Source organism: Streptomyces sp. NRRL S-920, assembly GCF_000717945.1.
GTDB lineage: Bacteria > Actinomycetota > Actinomycetes > Streptomycetales > Streptomycetaceae > Streptomyces > Streptomyces alboniger.
This window is the reverse complement of record NZ_JODF01000021.1, coordinates 84,551-103,420: the sequence shown is the minus strand read 5'-3', so window position 1 is coordinate 103,420 and position 18,870 is coordinate 84,551. Positions and strand designations below refer to the sequence as shown.

Sequence of the window (18,870 nt, the reverse complement as noted above, 5' to 3'; positions counted from 1 at the left end):
TAGAGTCAAAAATCTGTGCATGCCTCAATCAAGTCATTTTTGGTATTGCGGGCCGGTGGGGTACGGCCATGCCTGAAATAGGCTGTCCATAAAGCAGCGCATTTTCGTGGCGACAGGGGTCGGCAGATGAAAAGAGTGCTTCTCGCGACCGCTCCGATAGAGGCTCTGGTAGAGCCCGACGGGATCGGTGGGAACTGGTACGACAGAACCGATACCTATATGGCGTGGACCTGTGCGGTGGACCTTGAGGACCGGCTCTCCGTCACCTGTCCACCGACCGGGCTCCGTTTCATCAAGCACAATGTACCGGACGTCGAAATTCTGGAGTACCCGACCTGGGACGAGTATCTCGCCGCCCTGCGCGCCGAGAAGTGGGACATGGTCGGCCTCAGCTTCTACACCTGGTCGACGCCTGTCGCGATCGAGATGGCGAAGGCGGCACGCGAGGCCGGCGTACCGGAGATATGGGCCGGCAACTACGGCGTTCTCTCCCCGGGCATCGACCCCTACTTCACGAAGAAGGTGAAGGGCGCGGGCGAGGCGCCGATCCACGAATACGTCTACGGTACACCGCTGCCCCGCGTGCGGCACCCGGCCATGCTGGGGGAGAGCGGATTTCGCGGGCTGAAATCCCCGGTCGGGTATTTATATTCGAAGCGCGGATGCAACATCGGCTGCACCTTCTGTTCGACGCCGATCTTCAATCCCAAAGAAGAAGCCATCTTCATGGAGGACACGTACGCGGCGCTCGACGCGTACCGGGACGCCGACGTCGCCCACGTCATCATCTACGACGAGAGCTTCTTCCTCACCAACACCCTGGCCGAACAGGTGGTGGACGCGCTCGCGGAGCGCGAACTGCCCTGGATCTGCCTCACCCGTGCCGATCTGATCCGGGGAAGAATTCCCGAGCTGACCGACCGCTACATGGACGGGGCGATCGTCGGCATCGAGTCCTACCGGGACAAGAACGTCGCCGACGTGAAGAAGCGCGACGACGTCTACAACGTACGGCAGACGGTCCGGGAACTGATCGACAACGGCCGCCGGGCTCTTGGCACCTTCATGGTCGGATTCGCCGAGGACAGCATCGACGACATGCGGTTCGACATCGAGCAGCTGAGCGAGGAAGGGTTGTTCGCCTGCCAGCTGACCCTGCTCACCCCGTTCCACGGCACCCGCCTCTACCGCCAGATGGAACACCTGGTCGACGAACCCGACCTCAGCAAGCACGACCTGTACAACCTGGTGTGGAAGCACCCGAAGATGAGCCGCAGCGAGGCCCGTGACCTGCTCGCCTGGGCACAGCGCAAGGTCAACGACCCCGACCGCATCGCCGCCAGGCTCAAGCAGGAGATGAAGGCGAAGGTGCGCCAGGAGTTCGCGCGCCGCCACCGCACGACGCCGCTCAGCCCCTCGGGGTCCCCGTCATGACGAACCTGCGCATCCTCTGCGTCCAACTGGGTTTCCACGAGGCGTATCCCGACGCCTCCACACTGGCGACGACGTACAACGACGGTATCTATTACGTCGCGTCGTTCGTCCAGCAGGAATTCCCGGACGCGCGGGTGGAGATGTGCCAGATGTTCTGGGGGGAGAAGCCGGAGGACTTCCCCCTCGCCGCGTACGACTACATCCTGATCTCGGCGCTGGCCACCCACTTCTGGTCGAACATCGAGACGATCGAGCTGATCCAGCGCGACAAACGCCCCGGCTGCGTGGTCATCATGGGCGGTCCCCACGCCGCGTTCGCTCCCTACGAGGCACTGCGCTACGCCGATTACGCGGTGATCGCCGAGGGCGAGATCCCCGCCGTCCAGCTGATCAACGCGCTGGAGAACGGCGAACCCCTCACCGAGGTCGACAACCTGGCCTATATCGGGGCCGGCGGCGATCTCGTCGTGAACAAGATCGCCCGCTATGGGAACATCGCCACCGCGATCAACCCGAAATTCCTCGCGGGCGCGCCGAAACTGCACTGGGCCACGGTCTCGATGTCACGCGGCTGCCCGTTCGCCTGCTCCTTCTGCTATGCCATCCGCCTCCTCGGACGGCGCTTTCGCACCAAGACGGCAAAAGACGTCCGCAGCGAGCTGGACGCCATCTACGCGCAGACCGGATGCAACCGCTTCTACGTCACGGACCTCAACTTCACGACCCGCAAGGACTACTGCCGGGAGATCGCCGAGACGTTCCGGGACCGCGACTACAAGTTCATCGCCATGAGCCGGGTCAATCACGCCGACGACCTGGATCTGGTCCTCGACCTCAAACGGTCGGGATTCGACGAGTACTGCCTGGGAGTGGAATCGGAGGACCCGAGTGTCCTCCAGGCGTTCAACAAACGGGTCGACCCCTCCGAACAGACCCGCCGCCTGCTGCGCTTCGCCGAGAACGACATCGCCATCCACTCCGCGATCATCTTCGGACTCGACGTCCAGGACCGCCCGGCGATCGAGGCCACCGCGCGGTGGTGCGCGGAGGCCCGCATCATGCACCCGGTATTCGTGTGCCTCGCGGAATACCCCTTCCAGAACCTGCTGTACGGGGCGCGGCAGGACGTCGAGGACCACCGGATCATCATGGAGGTTCCGACCTATCAGCACTATTCGTTCGTCGGCATCTTCCCGCGCGAGATGCGCCCCAGCGAACTCCAGCGGGGCATCCTCGACAGCTACGACATCTTCTTCCAGCGGGCGTTCGAGATCGAGACGCGGCCCCAGCGGCGGGCACGCCTCAAGGCGTACTCCCGCAGCGTCGACCGGGGCCGCGAGGGAATGCGGCAGCACATCCACTTCCTCGAACAGCTGGAGAAGCCGTACTACACCGCGGCCGGGACCCTGCGGGAGGATCTGCTGAAGGCGGACTTCGACGCGCGGCACGGAGAGCTGCGCGAGTGGCTGGCGCGCTCGTCCAAGTCCACCGACGTGGAATTCGTGAAGCGATACGCCCGATGACCGGGGAGCACCGGGCACAGACCGTCGTCGGCGCGTTGCTCGAACAGGCCGCCGACACCCCCGACCGGACGGCGTTCCATGTGATCGAGAGGTCCGAGGAGGAGTTCGCGCTCACCTACGCGGACGTCTGCCGCCTCGTCGGCGGGGCCGCGGCGGGCCTGCGGGCGCACGGCATCGGGGAGGGGGAGCGGGTCCTCGTCGTCCTGCCCACCTCGCGGGACTTCCTCGCGGTCTACCTGGGCTGCCTGTACGCGGGTGTCGTGCCGGTCATCGCGGCGGAACCGACCGGCGCCCACCCGCACTACGCGGCCCACCTGCGCGGCCTCGTCGAACAGGCAGGGGCCACCAGGGTCATCGCCGCCCCGGACCTCGCGGGCTCGCTCGCCGCGTTCCTGCCGGGCGCGGTCACGGTGACGACGCCCGAGGCGCTGCGCGGGCCGCCCCTCACCCTCGACGACCCACGGGCCACGCCCGCCTCACTCGCCCATCTCCAGGCGACCTCCGGCTCGACGGGCGCCCCCAAGCTGGCCCTGGTCCGGCACGGCAACATCACCGCCAACGTCCGGGCGATAGCCGAGGCGATCCGGGCGGAACCGGAAGACTCGCTGGTGAGCTGGCTTCCGCTGTTCCACGACATGGGCCTCATCGGCATCTCGTACGCGCTCCACGCCCGCATCCCGATGGTGCTGGCCGATCCGGTCAACTTCCTGCGGAACCCGATGGCATGGCTGCGCTGGATCAGCCGCCACCGGGGCACCCTGTCGCCCGCGCCCAGCTCCGCGTTCCACATCTGCGCGCGGGTGGCCAAGCGGCGGCCCCCCGACGATCTCGACCTGTCGTCCTGGCGGGTGGCGCTGTGCGGCGCGGAACCGGTGCACGAGGCCACCCTGCGCGAATTCCAGGCGGCGTTCGGCCCGTTCGGGCTCCGTGATACGACGCTGCGGCCCGTGTACGGACTCGCGGAGACGACGCTGGCGGCGACCATCTCGGACGTCGACCGCCCCTTCTCCGTCGACCGGGTGGACGCCGAGGCCGTCTCCGCGCGGGGGCGCGCCGAGCCCCGGCCGGCCGGTGATCCGCGCAGCATGAGCATGATGTGCGTGGGCCCCGCGGTGCCCGGCCACCGGCTGAGGGTGGTGGACCCGGACGGAACGCCGCTGCCCGACCGCATGATCGGCGAGATAGAGGTGGCCGGCCCCAGCCTCATCGACGGCTACCTCCCGGAGCGGGGCGCCGCCCAGGGCGCGTCGAATGCCGCGTCCGCGGACGAGCGGCTCAAGCGGCCGGACGGCTATCTTCGCACCGGTGACCTCGGCTATCAGCTGGACGGCGAGCTGTACGTCACCGGTCGCCGCAAGGAGATCGTGATCATCTCCGGCCGCAACTACATCCCCGACCAGATCGAGCGGTTCGTAGAGGCCGTCGTCAAAAGCCCGCGCACCCCCTCGGTCGTCGCGGTCGGCGTCCCCGATCCGATGCTGCTCACCGAGCAGTTGCATCTCCTTCTCGACGAACGCATCGGTGACGGCCGCGACCGGCAGGCCGTCACCGACGAGGTGCGCGGCGCACTGGCCGAGGCGTTCGGGATCGGCGGCGTCACCTTCCACTGGATCCGCCGGGCACAGCTGCCCCGGACCACCAGCGGCAAGATCCAGCGCCATCTCTGCCGGCGGATGATCGAGGAACGCCCGCCGTTCCGACGTACCGACGTACCGACGCGTGTGACCTCGGGAGGGGCACCTGATGCAGGATGAGAAGCGGGACCAGGAGCTTTTCGACAGGATCGTCAAGCACATCGGGGAGTTCGTCGAGACCGACGTGTCCCATCTGACCCCGGAGTCGCACATCGGCAACTCCATCGAGGGCATGAGTTCGCTCAAGATGGTCGAGCTGCTTCTCTTCCTGGAGGACTGCTTCGGCGTCGACTTCGACGAATCCGTCATGGACGAGTTGCAGACCATGCGGGATCTGGAGCACTACATACGGCGGACGCTGGACGCGTCGGAGCAGCGGGCCTGACCCGGAGCGGGACATGCCGCGACACCGCGTGGTGGTCACCGGGGCGGGTGTGCTGTGCCCGCTCGGCTCAACGGTCGAGGAGTTGTGGCGGGGCCTTGTCGCCGGACGTTCGGGGATCGCCCCGCTGACCCGCTTCGACGCGGGCCGGTTCCACAGCCGGTACGCCGGGCAGGTCGACGACTCCGTCGTCACGTTCGCCCCCGGTCCGCTCCAGTTCGAGACGAAGCGTATGAGCGCGTTCGCGCGGTACGCGCTGTTCGCCGCCGACCGGGCGCTGGACGACAGCGGTCTGGGCGGGCCCGCGCGAACCGGGGCGGACGTACGCCGGTATCCGCCGGGGGGCGGCGTCTACCTCGGCGTGGCCATGGGAGGGCTGCCCAGCATCGAGGAGGGCGTACTGCGGCAGGAGAGGCGGGGAGTGCGCAGGACCAGCCCGTTCCTGATCCCCTCCCTCATCCCCAACATGGCGGCGAGCGTGATCGCCCTGCGCCACGGCATCGAGGAGGAGCAGGTCACCGTCGCCGGTGCCTGCGCGAGCGGCAGCCAGGCGATCGGGCAGGCGATGCGCGCGATCCGGTCCGGCGCCCGCACCTGGGCCGTCGCCGGCGGGGCGGAGGCGGTCATCACGCCGATCACGTACTCCGGATTCCAGGCGATGCGGGTGCTCAGCCGGCACGACGACCCAAAGACCACCCCCCGCCCCTTCGACCGCTCGCGGGACGGCATCGTGGTCGGCGAGGGGGCCGCCGTCTTCGTACTGGAGGAGCGTGCGCACGCCGAGGCGCGCGGTGCGGTGATCCACGGCGAGCTGACCGGCTTCGACACCACCAGCGGGGGTGACGACCTCACCGGCATCTCGTCCCGCCATGTCACCCGCTGCCTGAGCGGCGCCCTCGCCGACGCCGGGCTGGAACCCGACGCCGTCGACTGCGTGTTCGCCCAGGCGTCTGGCATGGTGCAGGGCGACGCCGCCGAACTGGAGGCGTTGGACGCGCTCACCGCCGATACCGATCACAAGCCGGTCGTCACGTCGATCAAGGGGCACCTGGGATACACGTTCGCCGCGAACGGCCCGCTGAATCTCGCCGCCGCCCTCATGGCGCTCCGCCACCAGGCCGTCCCGCCCACGCTGAACCTGAAGGAGACCGACGCCCGGTTCGTCAAGACCGACCTCGCCCGTGAGGTCCGGGAGAGGGAGATGCGCCGCTGCCTGGTCAACGCGTTCGGGTTCGGCGGGATCAACGCCGGCCTCGTCGTGTCCCTCGCCGAGCCCCGCTCCCGCTCCCTCGCCTAGTCCCGCCGCCGCTGCCCACAGAGGAGTACCGTGTCCACGCACTTCGAGAAGCTCACCCGCTGCTGCATGAACTGCAAGATCTCCCGATTCCTCGACAAGACCATCGAGATCGAGGAGGCGGGGCGCGCGCGGGTGGCCATTCCGTTCCACAGCGACCTCACGCAGAACGCGGACTTCCTGCACGCCGCCCTGATGTTCGAGGTCGGGGACACGGCCGGTTTCGTGGCGGCCAACTCGATGGAGGAGACCTTCAGCGTCCTGACGGTCGACTACCACATCAACCTGATCCGGCCCGTCCAGAAGGAGGGCATCCACGCCGTCGGCCACGTGGTGACCGCGGGCAAGACGCTCTACGTCGCGCGCAGCGACATCTACAGCGAGAGCGGCAAACTGGTGGCGGCCGGGCAGGGCACGTACACGGTGTCGCGGATCCCGCTCACCGACCTCGAAGGCTACGCGGACTGACCGGGCCGGGGAGCGACGAGTGATCGACGTAGCCGACCACGAGGGCATCGCGCTGCTGACGCTGGACCACGGGCCCGTCAACGCACTGGACCGGGAACTGCTCACGGGCCTCGCCGAGACGCTGGAGGCGGTCGCCGACGCCCGCGCGGTGGTGCTGACCGGCAGCGGACGGTCCTTCTCGGCGGGGGTGGACCTCAAGCGGGTGATCGAGGGCGGGGCGGCGTACGCCGAGGCCTTCCTGCCCGCTCTGCACCGCGCGACCCTCGCCCTGTTCGACCATCCGAGGCCGGTGGTCGGGGCGCTCAACGGGCACGCCCTGGCGGGCGGTTGCGTGCTGGCCGCCGCCTGCGATGTGCGGCTGATGTCCGGCGGCTCCATCGGCCTCACCGAACTCGCCGCCGGGGTGCCCTTCCCCGCGGTGTGCCTGGAGGTCGTACGCCATGCCGTCGGGCCGGCGCTCGACGCGATGGTGCTCGGGGCCGGCCGCTTGACGCCCCAACAGGCCCTGGCCATCGGCCTGGTGCACGAGCTGGTCGAGCCGGAGGAGCTGCTCGCCGCCGCGCTGCTGCGGGCGAACGAGCTGTGCCGTGCGCCGTCGGACGTCTACGCCCTCGCCAAGCGCCAGCTCCACCGGCCCACCCACCAACGCATCGGCGCCGCGCGGCCGTTGGACGACGGCGAGGTGCTGAAGCTGTGGAGCGCCGAGCGCACCGGCCGGACGCTGCGGGAGTACCTGGCGTCCCTGCGCCGAGGCTGACCGGGGCGCCGGGCCGGGCACCGTCGGGGCGGACGCCCGCCTCAGGTCTGCTCGGCCCGGAACCCGGCCGGTGTCACCCCGGTCCGCTGCTGGAAGAACTTCGAGAAGTTCGCCGAGTCCGCGAAGCCGACCGCCGCTCCGATGCGGCCCGCCGGCAGGTCGGTGTGGGCGAGCAGGCGCTTGGCCTCCAGGATCACGCGGCGGTCGATGAAGTCCTTCGGGGTCTGGCCGGTGGCGGCACGCACCGCGCGGACGAGCGTGCGGCGGGAGTAGCCGAGCTGGTCGGCGTACGCGCTGACGCTGTGGTTGGTCGTGAAGCCCTGCTCGACCGCCCCGCGGAACCGGGAGAACGCCGAGTCCGGCAGAGGCCTGCACTCGTCCGCCGCCGCCTGCGCCGACACATGCGCCACCCGCAGCATGAAGGCGGTCAGGGAGTGCCGCAGCACCGACGTGTGCAGGCTCAGCGGCAGCGTCGCCGTGTCCAGGTACTCGCGCTGGAGCTGCGCCAAGGAGGTGTCCAGAGCGGCCAGTTGGGCCTCGTCGGGGTGCAGGAGCGGCGGCCGGTCGTAGCGGTAGAGGCCTGTCGCCTCCACGGTCGCGCGCGGCAGGAAGCCGGGCTGCATCGTGAGCGCGGTGCCGGTGTAGGTGTCGGTCGCCGAGAAGCTGTGCACCTGCCCGGGGCGGATCCACAGGACGTCCCCGGCGCCCGCCTCGTACTCGGTGAAGTCGACCGTGTGGCGGACCGGGCCCGCGCGGAAGAAGAGGAGTACGTGGAAGTCGATGCGGTGCACGCGCCGGGCGAGACCGACGCCGCCCGCCCAGGGGCCCTCCGTGCCCATCGGGCCGACCTGCATCCCGACCCCCGAGACGCTCGCGCTCGGGTCGAAGGGGTAGGTACGGATGTGCTCCGCGGCGCCCATGTGCGCGCTCGGATGGGCGCCGGTCTGCTCCGTCATGCGTTCTTCCCTGCGCTTTCTCGGCCCGGACCGCCTCCGTCCGCCACGGCTGTCCCATTTTCACCGGACGGTGACACGGGCGCACCTTCCTCGTAAAAAGTATGACCTTTAAGTTCGTAGGTGGCTGGACCAGGGTCTTTGGGCCCGGACCGCCGGTGCCCCACGGCACCACCGAAGCACCACGGATGCGAAGGAAGTCATACAGATGAGCACGCAGACACCGGACGGCCTCGACCCCTTCGAGCGGCCCTTCGAGTGGACCGGACTCGACCGGCGTGCCGTCGACACCGCCCGCCTCCTGGCGGCCGATGCCGTGCAGAAGGTCGGGAACGGACACCCCGGCACGGCGATGAGCCTGGCGCCGGCCGCGTACACCCTCTTCCAGAAGGTCATGCGGCACGACCCGGCCGACCCGGAGTGGACCGGCCGCGACCGCTTCGTCCTGTCGCCCGGCCACACCAGCCTCACTCTCTACACGCAGCTCTTCCTCGCCGGGTACGAGCTGGACCTGGACGACCTGAAGGCGTTCCGCACGCAGGGCTCCAAGACCCCGGGCCACCCCGAGTACGGGCACACGGCGGGTGTGGAGACGACCACCGGGCCGCTCGGCCAGGGCGTCGCCAACGCCGTCGGCATGGCCATGGCCGCCCGCTACGAGCGCGGCCTCTTCGACCCCGAGGCCCCCGAGGGCACCAGCCCCTTCGACCACACCGTCTGGGCGATCGTCTCCGACGGCGACCTGGAGGAGGGCGTCTCCGCCGAGGCCTCCTCGATGGCCGGGCACCAGAAGCTCGGCAACCTCGTCCTCCTCTACGACGACAACCACATCTCCATCGAGGGCGACACGGACACCGCCTTCTCGGAGGACGTCGCCAAGCGCTACGAGGCGTACGGCTGGCACGTGCAGCGTGTCGCGCCCAAGGCCGATGGCGACATCGACACGCAGGCGCTGTACGAGGCGCTCGCCGCCGCCAAGGCCGAGACCGGACGGCCGTCCCTCGTCGTGATGCGCACGATCATCGCCTGGCCCGCCCCCAAGGCCCAGAACACCGCGGGCGCCCACGGCTCCGCGCTCGGCGCCGACGAGATCGCCGCCACCAAGCGCGTCCTCGGCTTCGACCCCGAGCAGTCGTTCACCGTCGAGGACGACGTCATCGCCCACACCCGCAAGGCCCTCGACCGGGGCGCCGAGGCACACGCCGCCTGGGACAAGCGGCTCGACGAGTGGCGTGCCGCCGACCCCGAGCGCTCCAAGCTGCTCGACCGGGTCGTCGCCGGCCGCCTCCCCGAGGGCTGGGAGCAGGCGCTGCCCGCCTTCGAGGCCGGTACGAAGCTCGCCACGCGGGCCGCGTCCGGCAAGGTCCTCCAGGCCCTCGGCCCGGTCATCCCCGAGCTGTGGGGCGGCTCCGCCGACCTCGCGGGGTCGAACAACACGACGATCGACAAGACGTCGTCGTTCCTGCCGAAGGGCAACCCGCTGCCCGAGGCCGACCCCTACGGGCGCACGATCCACTTCGGCATCCGCGAGTTCTCGATGGCCGCGGAGATGAACGGCATCGCGCTGCACGGCAACACCCGTATCTACGGCGGCACCTTCCTGGTGTTCTCCGACTACATGCGCAACGCCGTACGGATGTCGGCCCTCATGCAGCTGCCCGTCACCTACGTGTGGACGCACGACTCGATCGGCCTGGGCGAGGACGGCCCGACCCACCAGCCCGTCGAACACCTGGCCTCGCTGCGCGCCATCCCCGGCCTGAACGTCGTCCGCCCCGCCGACGCCAACGAGACCGCCATCGCCTGGCGCGAGATCCTGCGCCGCGGCTCGGACAGGCCGGCCCCGCACGGCCTGGCGCTGACCCGGCAGGGCGTGCCGACGTACGAGGCCAACGAACTGGCCGCGAAGGGCGGCTACGTTTTGGCGGAGGCGTCCACGGGCACCCCGGACGTCGTGCTGATCGCCACCGGCTCCGAAGTACACCTCGCCGTCGAGGCCCGCGAGCGGCTGGAGGCCGAGGGCGTCGCCACGCGCGTCGTGTCGATGCCGTCCGTCGAGTGGTTCGAGGAGCAGCCGCGGGAGTACCGCGACAGCGTCCTGCCGCCCGCCGTCAGGGCCCGCGTCGCCGTCGAGGCCGGCATCGGCCTGACCTGGTACCGCTACGTCGGGGACGCCGGACGCATCGTCTCCCTGGAGCACTTCGGCGCGTCCGCGGACGCCGCCGTGCTGTTCGCCGAGTTCGGCTTCACGGCCGAGAACGTCGCCGCCAAGGCGCGTGAATCCCTCGCCGCGGCCCGCGCCTGACCCCTGCCGGCCACCCGCACCCGACCTCCCGCAAGACCCGAAAGAAGATGAAGCACATGACCAGCGCCCCCTCCTCCTCGCCTCTCAGGGCCCTCTCCGACGAAGGCGTGTCCATCTGGCTGGACGACCTCTCCCGCACCCGCATCGAGTCCGGCAACCTCGCCGAGCTGATCGAGAAGAGCCACGTCGTGGGCGTCACCACGAACCCCTCGATCTTCCAGGCGGCCATCGGCTCCGGTGCGGGCTACGAGGAGCAGCTCACCGACCTGGCCGCCCGCGAGGTCACCGTCGACGAGGCCGTCCGCATGATGACCACCGCCGACGTGCGTGCCGCCGCCGACGTGCTGCGTCCCGTGTACGAGACGACCGGTGGCCGTGACGGCCGCGTGTCGATCGAGGTCGACCCGCGCCTCGCCCACGCGACCGAGGCCACCATCGCCGAGGCCAAGCAGCTCGCCTGGCTCGTCGACCGCCCGAACGTCATGATCAAGATCCCGGCGACCGAGGCGGGCCTGCCGGCCATCACCGAGGTCATCGGCCTCGGCATCAGCGTCAACGTCACGCTGATCTTCTCCCTGGACCGCTACAAGGCCGTCATGGACGCCTACCTCGCGGGCCTGGAGAAGGCGCACGAGCGCGGCATCGACCTGTCGACCATCCACTCCGTGGCCTCCTTCTTCGTCTCGCGCGTCGACGCCGAGATCGACAAGCGCCTCGACAAGGTCGGCACGGACGAGGCCACGGCGCTCAAGGGCAAGGCCGCCCTCGCCAACGCGCGCCTCGCCTACGAGGCGTACGAGCAGGCCTTCGCCACCGACCGCGCCGCCCGCCTCGCGGCCGCGGGCGCCCACAAGCAGCGTCCGCTGTGGGCCTCGACGGGCGTCAAGGACCCGGCGTACAAGGACACCCTGTACGTCGACGAACTGGCCGCGCCCGGCACCGTGAACACCATGCCGGAGGCCACCCTCAGGGCCACCGCCGACCACGGCGACATCCACGGCGACGCCGTCACCGGCACCTACGACGCCTCCCGCGCCGAGCTGGCCGCCGTCGAGCGGCTCGGCGTCTCCTACGACGAGGTCGTGCGGCAGCTGGAGGACGAGGCCGTCGCCAAGTTCGAGGCCGCCTGGACCGACCTGCTCGGCACGGTGGCGAACCGCCTCGCGGACAAGGAGGCGGACACCAAGTGAGCGTCACCGCCTGGCAGAACCCCCTGAGGGACGCCCGCGACCGGCGCCTGCCGCGCATCGCGGGCCCCTCCGGGCTCGTCATTTTCGGCGTCACCGGCGATCTGTCCCGCAAGAAGCTGATGCCGGCCGTCTACGACCTCGCCAACCGCGGTCTGCTCCCGCCGGGCTTCTCGCTCCTCGGGTTCGCCCGCCGCGAGTGGGAGGACCAGGACTTCGCGCAGGTCGTCCACGACTCGGTGCGCGAGCACGCCCGCACCCCCTTCCGCGAGGAGGTCTGGCAGCAGCTCGCCGACGGCATGCGCTTCATCCCGGGCGACTTCGACGACGACACCGCGTTCCGGCAGCTGCGGGACGCGGTCGAGGAGCTGGACGAGAAGCGCGGGACGAGCGGCAACTACGCCTTCTACCTCTCCGTACCGCCGAAGTTCTTCCCCAAGGTCGTCCAGCAGCTCAAGAAGCACGGTCTCGCGGACGCCCCCGAGGGCTCCTGGCGCCGCGCCGTCATCGAGAAGCCGTTCGGGCACGACCTCGCGTCGGCCAAGGACCTGAACGCGATCGTCCACGAGGTGTTCGCCCCCGACCAGGTCTTCCGGATCGACCACTACCTCGGCAAGGAGACCGTCCAGAACATCCTGGCGCTCCGCTTCGCCAACCAGATGTACGAACCCATCTGGAATCGCAGCTATGTCGACCACGTGCAGATCACGATGGCCGAGGACATCGGCATCGGCGGTCGCGCCGGCTACTACGACGGCATCGGCGCCGCCCGCGACGTCATCCAGAACCACCTCCTCCAGCTGATGGCCCTCACCGCCATGGAGGAGCCGGCCGCGTTCGACGCCGAGTCGCTCGTGATGGAGAAGCTGAAGGTCCTCAGGTCGGTGCGCCTGCCCGACGACCTGTCGGCGTCCACGGTCCGCGCGCAGTACGCGGAGGGCTGGCAGGGCGGCGAGAAGGTCAAGGGATACCTCCAGGAAGAGGGCATCGACCGCAAGTCGACGACCGACACCTACGCCGCCGTCAAGCTGGAGGTCGACAACCGCCGCTGGGCGGGCGTCCCCTTCTACCTGCGCACCGGCAAGCGCCTGGGCCGCCGCGTCACCGAGATCGCGGTCGTCTTCCAGCGCGCCCCGCACTCGCCGTTCGACTCCACCGCCACCGAGGAGCTGGGGCAGAACGCCATCGTCGTCCGCGTCCAGCCCGACGAGGGCATGACCGTGCGCTTCGGCTCGAAGGTGCCGGGTACGTCGATGGAGATCCGCGACGTGTCCATGGACTTCGCGTACGGCGAGTCCTTCACCGAGTCCAGCCCGGAAGCGTACGAACGGCTGATCCTGGACGTACTGCTGGGCGACGCCAACCTCTTCCCGCGCACGGAGGAGGTCGAGGAGTCCTGGCGCATCCTCGACCCCGTCGAGGCGCACTGGGACACCCACGGCAAGCCCGCCCGGTACGCCTCGGGCAGCTGGGGCCCGAAGGAAGCGGACGAGATGCTCGCACGAGACGGACGGAGCTGGCGCAGGCCATGAAGATCGATCTGACCGACACCACGGCAAGCAAGATCAATAAGGCGCTCGTGCAAGGACGCCGGGCCATCGGGACGCCCGCCGTGGGCGTGGTCCTGACGATGGTCATCGTCACCGACGAGGAGAACGCCTACGACTCGGTGAAGGCGGCCGAGGAGGCCTCCCGCGAGCACCCCTCGCGCACCCTCGTCGTCATCCGGCGCACCGCCCGCTCCCCGCGCGACCGGCAGGGCAACCGGCTGGACGCCGAGGTGCGGGTCGGCTCCGAGGCGGGCACCGGCGAGACCGTGTTCCTGCGCCTGTACGGCGAGGTCGGCCAGCACGCCGACTCAGTCGTCCTGCCGCTGCTCCTGCCCGACGCCCCCGTCGTCGTCTGGTGGCCGGTCGACGCGCCGGAGAACCCCGCCAAGGACCCGCTGGGCGCGCTCGCCGCCCGCCGCATCACCGACGCGTACGCCGTCGAGGACCCCCTCGCGGCCCTCGAAGCCCGCGCCACGTCCTACGCCCCCGGCGACACCGACCTCGCCTGGACCCGCCTCACGCCCTGGCGCTCCATGCTGGCCGCCGCCCTCGACCAGGCCCGCGTCGACGTCGTCTCGGCCGCCGTCGAGTCCGAGGCCGACAACCCCAGCGCCGAACTGCTCGCCCGCTGGCTGGGTGCCCGGCTCGGCGTCGCGGTCGAGCGCGTCACGACCGCCGGGCCCGTCGTCACCGCGGTCCGCCTCGGCACGGCCGACGGCGAGATCCGCATCGACCGCCCCGAGGGCCCCCTCGCCACCCTGTCCCTGCCCGGCCAGCCCGCGCGCACCCTCGCCCTGAAGGTGCGCTCGACCGCCGAGCTGATCGCCGAAGAGCTGCGCCGCCTCGACGCCGACGAGATGTACGCCGTCGCGCTGCACGGCGACGCCTCCGGCACGAAGGAGTCCGTACGACATGACTGACAGCAAGCCCCTTCTGACGCGCCGCCCGCAGTGGACCGCCCTGGAGGACCACCGCGCCACGTTCAACGGCACGCACCTGCGCGACCTGTTCGCCGCCGACCCGGCACGCGCCGAGCGCTACACCGTCCAGGTCGGCGACCTGCACATCGACTACAGCAAGCACGTCGTCACCGACGAGACGCTCGCCCTCCTCCAGGAGCTGGCCGCCGCCACCGACGTGTTCGGGCAGCGCGACGCCATGTTCCGCGGCGAGAAGATCAACACGACGGAGGGGCGCGCGGTCCTGCACACGGCCCTGCGGGCGCCCGCCGACGCCGTGATCGAGGTCGACGGCGAGAACGTCGTGCCGAAGGTGCACGCCGTCCTCGACAAGATGGCCGCCTTCGCGGAGAAGATCCGTACGGGGGAGTGGACCGGCCACACCGGCAAGCGCGTCCGCAACATCGTCAACGTCGGCATCGGCGGCTCCGACCTCGGCCCCGCGATGGCCTACGACGCGCTGCGCCCGTACACCGCACGGGACCTGACGTTCCGCTTCGTCTCGAACGTCGACGGCGCCGACCTCCACGAGGCCGTCCGCGACCTCGACCCCGCCGAGACGCTGTTCATCATCGCCTCGAAGACGTTCACCACGATTGAGACGATCACCAACGCCAAGGCCGCGCGCTCCTGGCTGCTGGCGTCCCTCGGTGACGAGGCGGCCGTCGCCAAGCACTTCGTCGCCCTGTCGACCAACGCCGAGAAGGTCGCCGACTTCGGCATCGACACGGCGAACATGTTCGAGTTCTGGGACTGGGTCGGCGGCCGCTACTCCTTCGACTCGGCCATCGGCCTGTCCCTGATGATCGCCATCGGCCCGGACGCCTTCCGCGAGCTGCTGGACGGCTTCCGCGTCGTCGACGAGCACTTCCGCACGGCACCGGCCGAGGCCAACGCCCCCTTGCTGATGGGTCTGCTGGGTATCTGGTACGGCAACTTCCACGACGCCCAGGCGCACGCGGTGCTGCCGTACTCGCACTACCTCTCCAGGTTCACCGCCTACCTCCAGCAGCTCGACATGGAGTCCAACGGCAAGTCCGTGGACCGCGAGGGCCGCCCGGTCCAGTGGCAGACGGGCCCCGTCGTCTGGGGCACCCCCGGCACCAACGGCCAGCACGCGTACTACCAACTCATCCACCAGGGCACCAAGTTGATCCCGGCGGACCTCATCGGCTTCGCGAAGCCGGTCGACGAGCTGGGCTCCGAACTCGCCGCGCAGCACGACCTGCTGATGGCGAACCTCTTCGCGCAGGGCCAGGCGCTCGCCTTCGGCAAGACGCCCGACGAGGTGCGCGCCGAGGGCGTGGCGGAGGAACTGGTCCCGCACAAGACGTTCAAGGGCAACCACCCGACGACGACGATCCTCGCGCGCGAACTCACCCCCTCGGTCCTCGGCCAGCTCATCGCCCTCTACGAGCAGAAGGTGTTCGTCCAGGGCGCGGTCTGGAACATCGACTCCTTCGACCAGTGGGGCGTCGAACTCGGCAAGGTCCTCGCCAAGCGCGTCGAGCCCGCCCTCACCGAAGGCGCCGAGGTCCCCGGCCTCGACGCCTCCACGCGGTCCCTCGTCGCCACCTACCGCGCCCTGCGCGGCCGTACCTCCTGACCCCACCGACCCCTCCGCTGACCTCCTGGAAAGAGAGCAACTGATATGCAGCTCGGACTCATCGGCCTCGGCAAGATGGGCGGCAACATGCGCGAGCGCATCCGCCGCGCCGGCCACACCGTCATCGGCTACGACCGCAACCCCGACGTCTCCGACGTCGCCTCCCTCGCCGAACTCGTCGACAAGCTCGAAGGCCCGCGCGTCGTCTGGGTGATGGTCCCCGCGGGCGCCGCCACCCAGTCGACCGTCGACGAGCTGAAGGACCTCCTCTCCGAGGGCGACATCGTCGTCGACGGCGGCAACTCCCGCTGGACGGACGACGAGAAGCACGCCGAGGAGCTGAGGGCCAAGGGCATCGGCTTCGTCGACTGCGGTGTCTCCGGCGGCGTCTGGGGACTGGAGAACGGCTACGCCCTCATGGTCGGCGGCGACGACGAGCACGTGGCGCGCGTCAAGCCCGTCTTCGACGCCCTCAAGCCGGAGGGCGACTTCGGGTACGTCCACGCGGGCAAGGTCGGCGCCGGCCACTTCTCCAAGATGGTCCACAACGGCATCGAGTACGCGATGATGCAGGCCTACGCCGAGGGCTGGGAGCTGCTGGAGGCCGCCGACTCGGTGACCGACGTCCGTGAGGTCTTCCGCTCCTGGCAGCAGGGCACGGTCATCCGCTCCTGGCTGCTCGACCTGGCCGTCAACGCCCTGGACGACGACGAGCACCTGGAGAAGCTGCGGGGCTTCGCCGCCGACTCCGGAGAGGGCCGCTGGACCGTCGAGGCGGCCATCGACAACGCCGTGCCGCTGCCGGCGATCACCGCGTCGCTCTTCGCCCGCTTCGCCTCGCGGCAGGACGACTCGCCGCAGATGAAGATGATCGCCGCGCTGCGCAACCAGTTCGGCGGCCACGCGGTCGAGTCCGCCAAGTAACGCCTCCGGGCAAGCAACGTATCCAGAACCACAACGCATCCAGAACCACTTCGAAGGGGGGCGTTCGCCATGGGTGACCTCCTGCTGGTCCGGCACGGCGAGACCGAGTGGAGCCTGACCGGACAGCACACCAGCTGGACGGACAAGCCCCTCACCCACCACGGCGAGGAACAGGCCAAGTCCCTCGCCCCGTTCTTCGCCGGCCGGTCCTTCGCCCTCGCCCTCACCAGCCCGCTGGACCGCGCGGTCCGCACCGCCGATCTGGCGGGCCTGGCGGGGGCCACCCCGTACGACGATCTCCACGAGTGGGACTACGGGGCGTACGAAGGCATCACCACCCGCGAGATCCACCGCACCCGGCCCACCTGGGACCTCTGGACCGACGGCGTGCCGCCCGGCCCCGAAGGGCACCCGGGGGAGTCACCGGCCGAGGTCGGCGCGCGTGCCGACCGCGTCCTGTCCCGCGTGGACGCGGCGCTCGCGGCCGACGAGGGAGACGTCGTCCTGGTCGCGCACGCGCACTTCCTGCGCGTGGTCACCGCCCGCCGCCTCGGCCTCCCACCCGCCGAGGGCCGCCTGTTCCAGCTGGGCACGGGCACGGTGAGCCGCCTCTCGACGGAGCACGACCGCCCGGTCGTCGCGGCCTGGAACGTACGTCCGCGCGACTGATCCCGCAAGGCCGTGCGGCTGACCTCGCAAGGCCGTGCGTCTGATCCCGCAGGACCCGTGCGGCGCCGCGTCAGGAACGCCGGCGCCGCACGGCGTTCCACGCGTCCTCGGCGGCGTACGTGACGCGCAGCCGCCAGGCGTCCAGCTTGTCCGCCACGGCCGTACGCACCATCTGCCACTTGAACCACGGCGGCAGCTCGCCGTCGAGCCGGGCCGCGGTGCCCGCTGTGGTGAAGGCGAAGCCCCGCCGCTCGGGGTCAAGTAGCCGATGTGCCACGGGAGTTGCCGGGGTTGTCCAGGGTCTCCCAGTCGAAGAGGGTCGCCGGATCGGACGGGGACGACGAGGCGTCCGCGAGTGTCGGGCCGCCCGACGGCCCCGTGCCGATGAGCCGGCTCATCGACTCCGCCGCCCGGACCGCCGCGTCCGCGCAGCAGTTGTTGAACAGGACGTGGACCTCGTCGGCACGCTCGGCCAGGGAGCGTACGCGCGGGAGCCACTCGGCGAGTTCCGCCTCCGTGTACGTGTGGCGGAACTTGTCCTCCTTGGAACCGGCGCCCCACGCCGCGCTGCGCCCGTGGAAGCGGACCACCGCGTGCCGCGGCGCGGCGACGGGGGCCACGGGAGGCATGGACCCCGGCAGCCCCTGCGCCGTGTCCACCGCGACCGCGGCCATGTCCAGCCCCGTCAGCAGCGCCTCGCTGCGGGCACGCCGGTCCTCCTGCCACCACGCGGGATGCCGGAACTCCACGGCCACCGGCCAGCCCGCGGCCCGTTCGGCACACTCGCTCAGCACCTTCTCCGACCGGGGCCCCGGGGCGAACCACGGCGGGAACTGGAACAGCAGCGTGCCCAGCCGGCCCGCCCGGCGAAGCGGTTCGAGCGCGCCGCTGAAGCGCTGCCACACGGTGTCGAGGAGCCAGGGGCCCGCCGGTTCGCCCCGCAGGTCGGCCGGGAGGGAGGCCTGCCGGGTCGGGTGCCCGGTGAGCAGGGAGAACGCCTTCACGTCGAAGCGGAACCCGTCCGGCGTGCGGTCCGCCCACAACCGGCAGGTCTCCTCGCGGGGGAGCGCGTAGTAGCTCGCGTCCACCTCCACCACGGGGAAACGGCCGGCATAGTGGCGCAGCCGCCCCTCGGCGTCCCGTCGGCCCCGCGGATACCAGCCGCTGGCCAGCAGCGCGCGGTCCGTCCACGAACAGGTGCCCACCAGAATCTCGCTCATCCGGT

General features: G+C 70.3%; 16 protein-coding genes and 1 pseudogene. 14 read left to right on the top strand and 3 right to left on the bottom strand.

The window, feature by feature from the left end:
* Positions 1–219 precede the first annotated feature (219 nt).
* From IG54_RS0117735 to IG54_RS0117705, 7 genes are read left to right on the top strand one after another with little or no spacing between them, the layout of a single operon-like run.
* Positions 220–1,434 (top strand): B12-binding domain-containing radical SAM protein, encoded by a 1,215-nt coding sequence (locus IG54_RS0117735; RefSeq protein ID WP_234336223.1) that lies wholly within the window; start codon positions 220–222, stop codon positions 1,432–1,434.
* Positions 1,431–2,957 carry a B12-binding domain-containing radical SAM protein gene (locus IG54_RS0117730; protein ID WP_030784569.1) on the top strand — a complete coding sequence of 509 codons (1,527 nt, stop codon included), beginning with the start codon at positions 1,431–1,433 and terminating at the stop codon, positions 2,955–2,957. Before IG54_RS0117735 ends, IG54_RS0117730 begins: the two co-directional genes overlap by 4 nt.
* Positions 2,954–4,711: a fatty acyl-AMP ligase gene (locus IG54_RS0117725; RefSeq protein WP_051819592.1), complete on the top strand. Its 1,758-nt coding sequence runs from the start codon at positions 2,954–2,956 to the stop codon at positions 4,709–4,711. Before IG54_RS0117730 ends, IG54_RS0117725 begins: the two co-directional genes overlap by 4 nt.
* The gene (locus IG54_RS0117720; protein WP_030784563.1) at positions 4,701–4,976 is read left to right on the top strand and encodes an acyl carrier protein; all 276 of its coding nucleotides are present in this window, start codon (positions 4,701–4,703) and stop codon (positions 4,974–4,976) included. The genes IG54_RS0117725 and IG54_RS0117720 overlap by 11 nt, the downstream gene beginning before the upstream one ends.
* A 13-nt stretch (positions 4,977–4,989) precedes the next feature.
* Complete coding sequence (locus tag IG54_RS0117715; protein WP_030784558.1) at positions 4,990–6,270, top strand: beta-ketoacyl-[acyl-carrier-protein] synthase family protein; 1,281 nt, start codon at positions 4,990–4,992, stop codon at positions 6,268–6,270.
* A gap of 30 nt (positions 6,271–6,300) precedes the next feature.
* Positions 6,301–6,735: a PaaI family thioesterase gene (locus IG54_RS0117710; protein ID WP_051819590.1), complete on the top strand. Its 435-nt coding sequence runs from the start codon at positions 6,301–6,303 to the stop codon at positions 6,733–6,735.
* A gap of 19 nt (positions 6,736–6,754) precedes the next feature.
* The gene (locus IG54_RS0117705) at positions 6,755–7,492 is read left to right on the top strand and encodes an enoyl-CoA hydratase/isomerase family protein (protein WP_030784553.1); all 738 of its coding nucleotides are present in this window, start codon (positions 6,755–6,757) and stop codon (positions 7,490–7,492) included.
* 41 nt (positions 7,493–7,533) lie between these two features.
* On the opposite strand, the gene IG54_RS0117700 is transcribed toward IG54_RS0117705, so the two are convergent.
* A complete protein-coding gene (locus IG54_RS0117700; protein WP_030784550.1) occupies positions 7,534–8,448 on the bottom strand; it encodes a helix-turn-helix domain-containing protein in 915 nt (304 codons plus the stop codon).
* 205 nt (positions 8,449–8,653) lie between these two features.
* On the opposite strand from IG54_RS0117700, the gene tkt reads away from it, so the two are divergent.
* From tkt to IG54_RS0117665, 7 genes and pseudogenes are all read left to right on the top strand, one after another.
* Entirely contained in the window at positions 8,654–10,750 is a 2,097-nt protein-coding gene (gene tkt / locus IG54_RS0117695) for a transketolase (RefSeq protein ID WP_030784547.1), read from the top strand.
* Between the two features lie 56 nt (positions 10,751–10,806).
* Complete coding sequence (tal, locus tag IG54_RS0117690; RefSeq protein WP_037897316.1) at positions 10,807–11,940, top strand: transaldolase; 1,134 nt, start codon at positions 10,807–10,809, stop codon at positions 11,938–11,940.
* Positions 11,937–13,469: a glucose-6-phosphate dehydrogenase gene (gene zwf / locus IG54_RS0117685; protein WP_030784539.1), complete on the top strand. Its 1,533-nt coding sequence runs from the start codon at positions 11,937–11,939 to the stop codon at positions 13,467–13,469. The genes tal and zwf overlap by 4 nt, the downstream gene beginning before the upstream one ends.
* Positions 13,466–14,407: a glucose-6-phosphate dehydrogenase assembly protein OpcA gene (gene opcA, locus IG54_RS0117680; protein ID WP_030784536.1), complete on the top strand. Its 942-nt coding sequence runs from the start codon at positions 13,466–13,468 to the stop codon at positions 14,405–14,407. Before zwf ends, opcA begins: the two co-directional genes overlap by 4 nt.
* The gene (gene pgi, locus IG54_RS0117675) at positions 14,400–16,052 is read left to right on the top strand and encodes a glucose-6-phosphate isomerase (protein WP_030784534.1); all 1,653 of its coding nucleotides are present in this window, start codon (positions 14,400–14,402) and stop codon (positions 16,050–16,052) included. The genes opcA and pgi overlap by 8 nt, the downstream gene beginning before the upstream one ends.
* A 39-nt stretch (positions 16,053–16,091) precedes the next feature.
* A pseudogene (gene gnd / locus IG54_RS0117670) lies at positions 16,092–16,976 on the top strand (phosphogluconate dehydrogenase (NAD(+)-dependent, decarboxylating)); the annotation flags it as partial.
* A gap of 69 nt (positions 16,977–17,045) precedes the next feature.
* Positions 17,046–17,645 carry a histidine phosphatase family protein gene (locus IG54_RS0117665; protein WP_030784529.1) on the top strand — a complete coding sequence of 200 codons (600 nt, stop codon included), beginning with the start codon at positions 17,046–17,048 and terminating at the stop codon, positions 17,643–17,645.
* A 70-nt stretch (positions 17,646–17,715) separates the two neighbouring features.
* On the opposite strand, the gene IG54_RS0117660 is transcribed toward IG54_RS0117665, so the two are convergent.
* Positions 17,716–17,922 (bottom strand): hypothetical protein, encoded by a 207-nt coding sequence (locus IG54_RS0117660; protein ID WP_051819588.1) that lies wholly within the window; start codon positions 17,920–17,922, stop codon positions 17,716–17,718.
* The gene (locus IG54_RS0117655; protein WP_078594207.1) at positions 17,903–18,865 is read right to left on the bottom strand and encodes a DUF72 domain-containing protein; all 963 of its coding nucleotides are present in this window, start codon (positions 18,863–18,865) and stop codon (positions 17,903–17,905) included. The genes IG54_RS0117660 and IG54_RS0117655 overlap by 20 nt, the downstream gene beginning before the upstream one ends.
* Positions 18,866–18,870 lie beyond the last annotated feature (5 nt).

Excerpts from the sequence above, each read along its gene's own strand:
- opcA (WP_030784536.1), top strand. The coding sequence starts at position 13,466 with ATGAAGATCGATCTGACCGACACCACGGCAAGCAAGATCAATAAGGCG.
- pgi (WP_030784534.1), top strand. The coding sequence starts at position 14,400 with ATGACTGACAGCAAGCCCCTTCTGACGCGCCGCCCGCAGTGGACCGCC.
- IG54_RS0117665 (WP_030784529.1), top strand. The coding sequence starts at position 17,046 with ATGGGTGACCTCCTGCTGGTCCGGCACGGCGAGACCGAGTGGAGCCTG.
- tal (WP_037897316.1), top strand. The coding sequence starts at position 10,807 with ATGACCAGCGCCCCCTCCTCCTCGCCTCTCAGGGCCCTCTCCGACGAA.
- IG54_RS0117730 (WP_030784569.1), top strand. The coding sequence starts at position 1,431 with ATGACGAACCTGCGCATCCTCTGCGTCCAACTGGGTTTCCACGAGGCG.
- IG54_RS0117720 (WP_030784563.1), top strand. The coding sequence starts at position 4,701 with ATGCAGGATGAGAAGCGGGACCAGGAGCTTTTCGACAGGATCGTCAAG.
- IG54_RS0117655 (WP_078594207.1), bottom strand. The coding sequence starts at position 18,865 with ATGAGCGAGATTCTGGTGGGCACCTGTTCGTGGACGGACCGCGCGCTG.
- IG54_RS0117700 (WP_030784550.1), bottom strand. The coding sequence starts at position 8,448 with ATGACGGAGCAGACCGGCGCCCATCCGAGCGCGCACATGGGCGCCGCG.
- IG54_RS0117725 (WP_051819592.1), top strand. The coding sequence starts at position 2,954 with ATGACCGGGGAGCACCGGGCACAGACCGTCGTCGGCGCGTTGCTCGAA.
- IG54_RS0117715 (WP_030784558.1), top strand. The coding sequence starts at position 4,990 with ATGCCGCGACACCGCGTGGTGGTCACCGGGGCGGGTGTGCTGTGCCCG.
- tkt (WP_030784547.1), top strand. The coding sequence starts at position 8,654 with ATGAGCACGCAGACACCGGACGGCCTCGACCCCTTCGAGCGGCCCTTC.
- IG54_RS0117735 (WP_234336223.1), top strand. The coding sequence starts at position 220 with ATGGCGTGGACCTGTGCGGTGGACCTTGAGGACCGGCTCTCCGTCACC.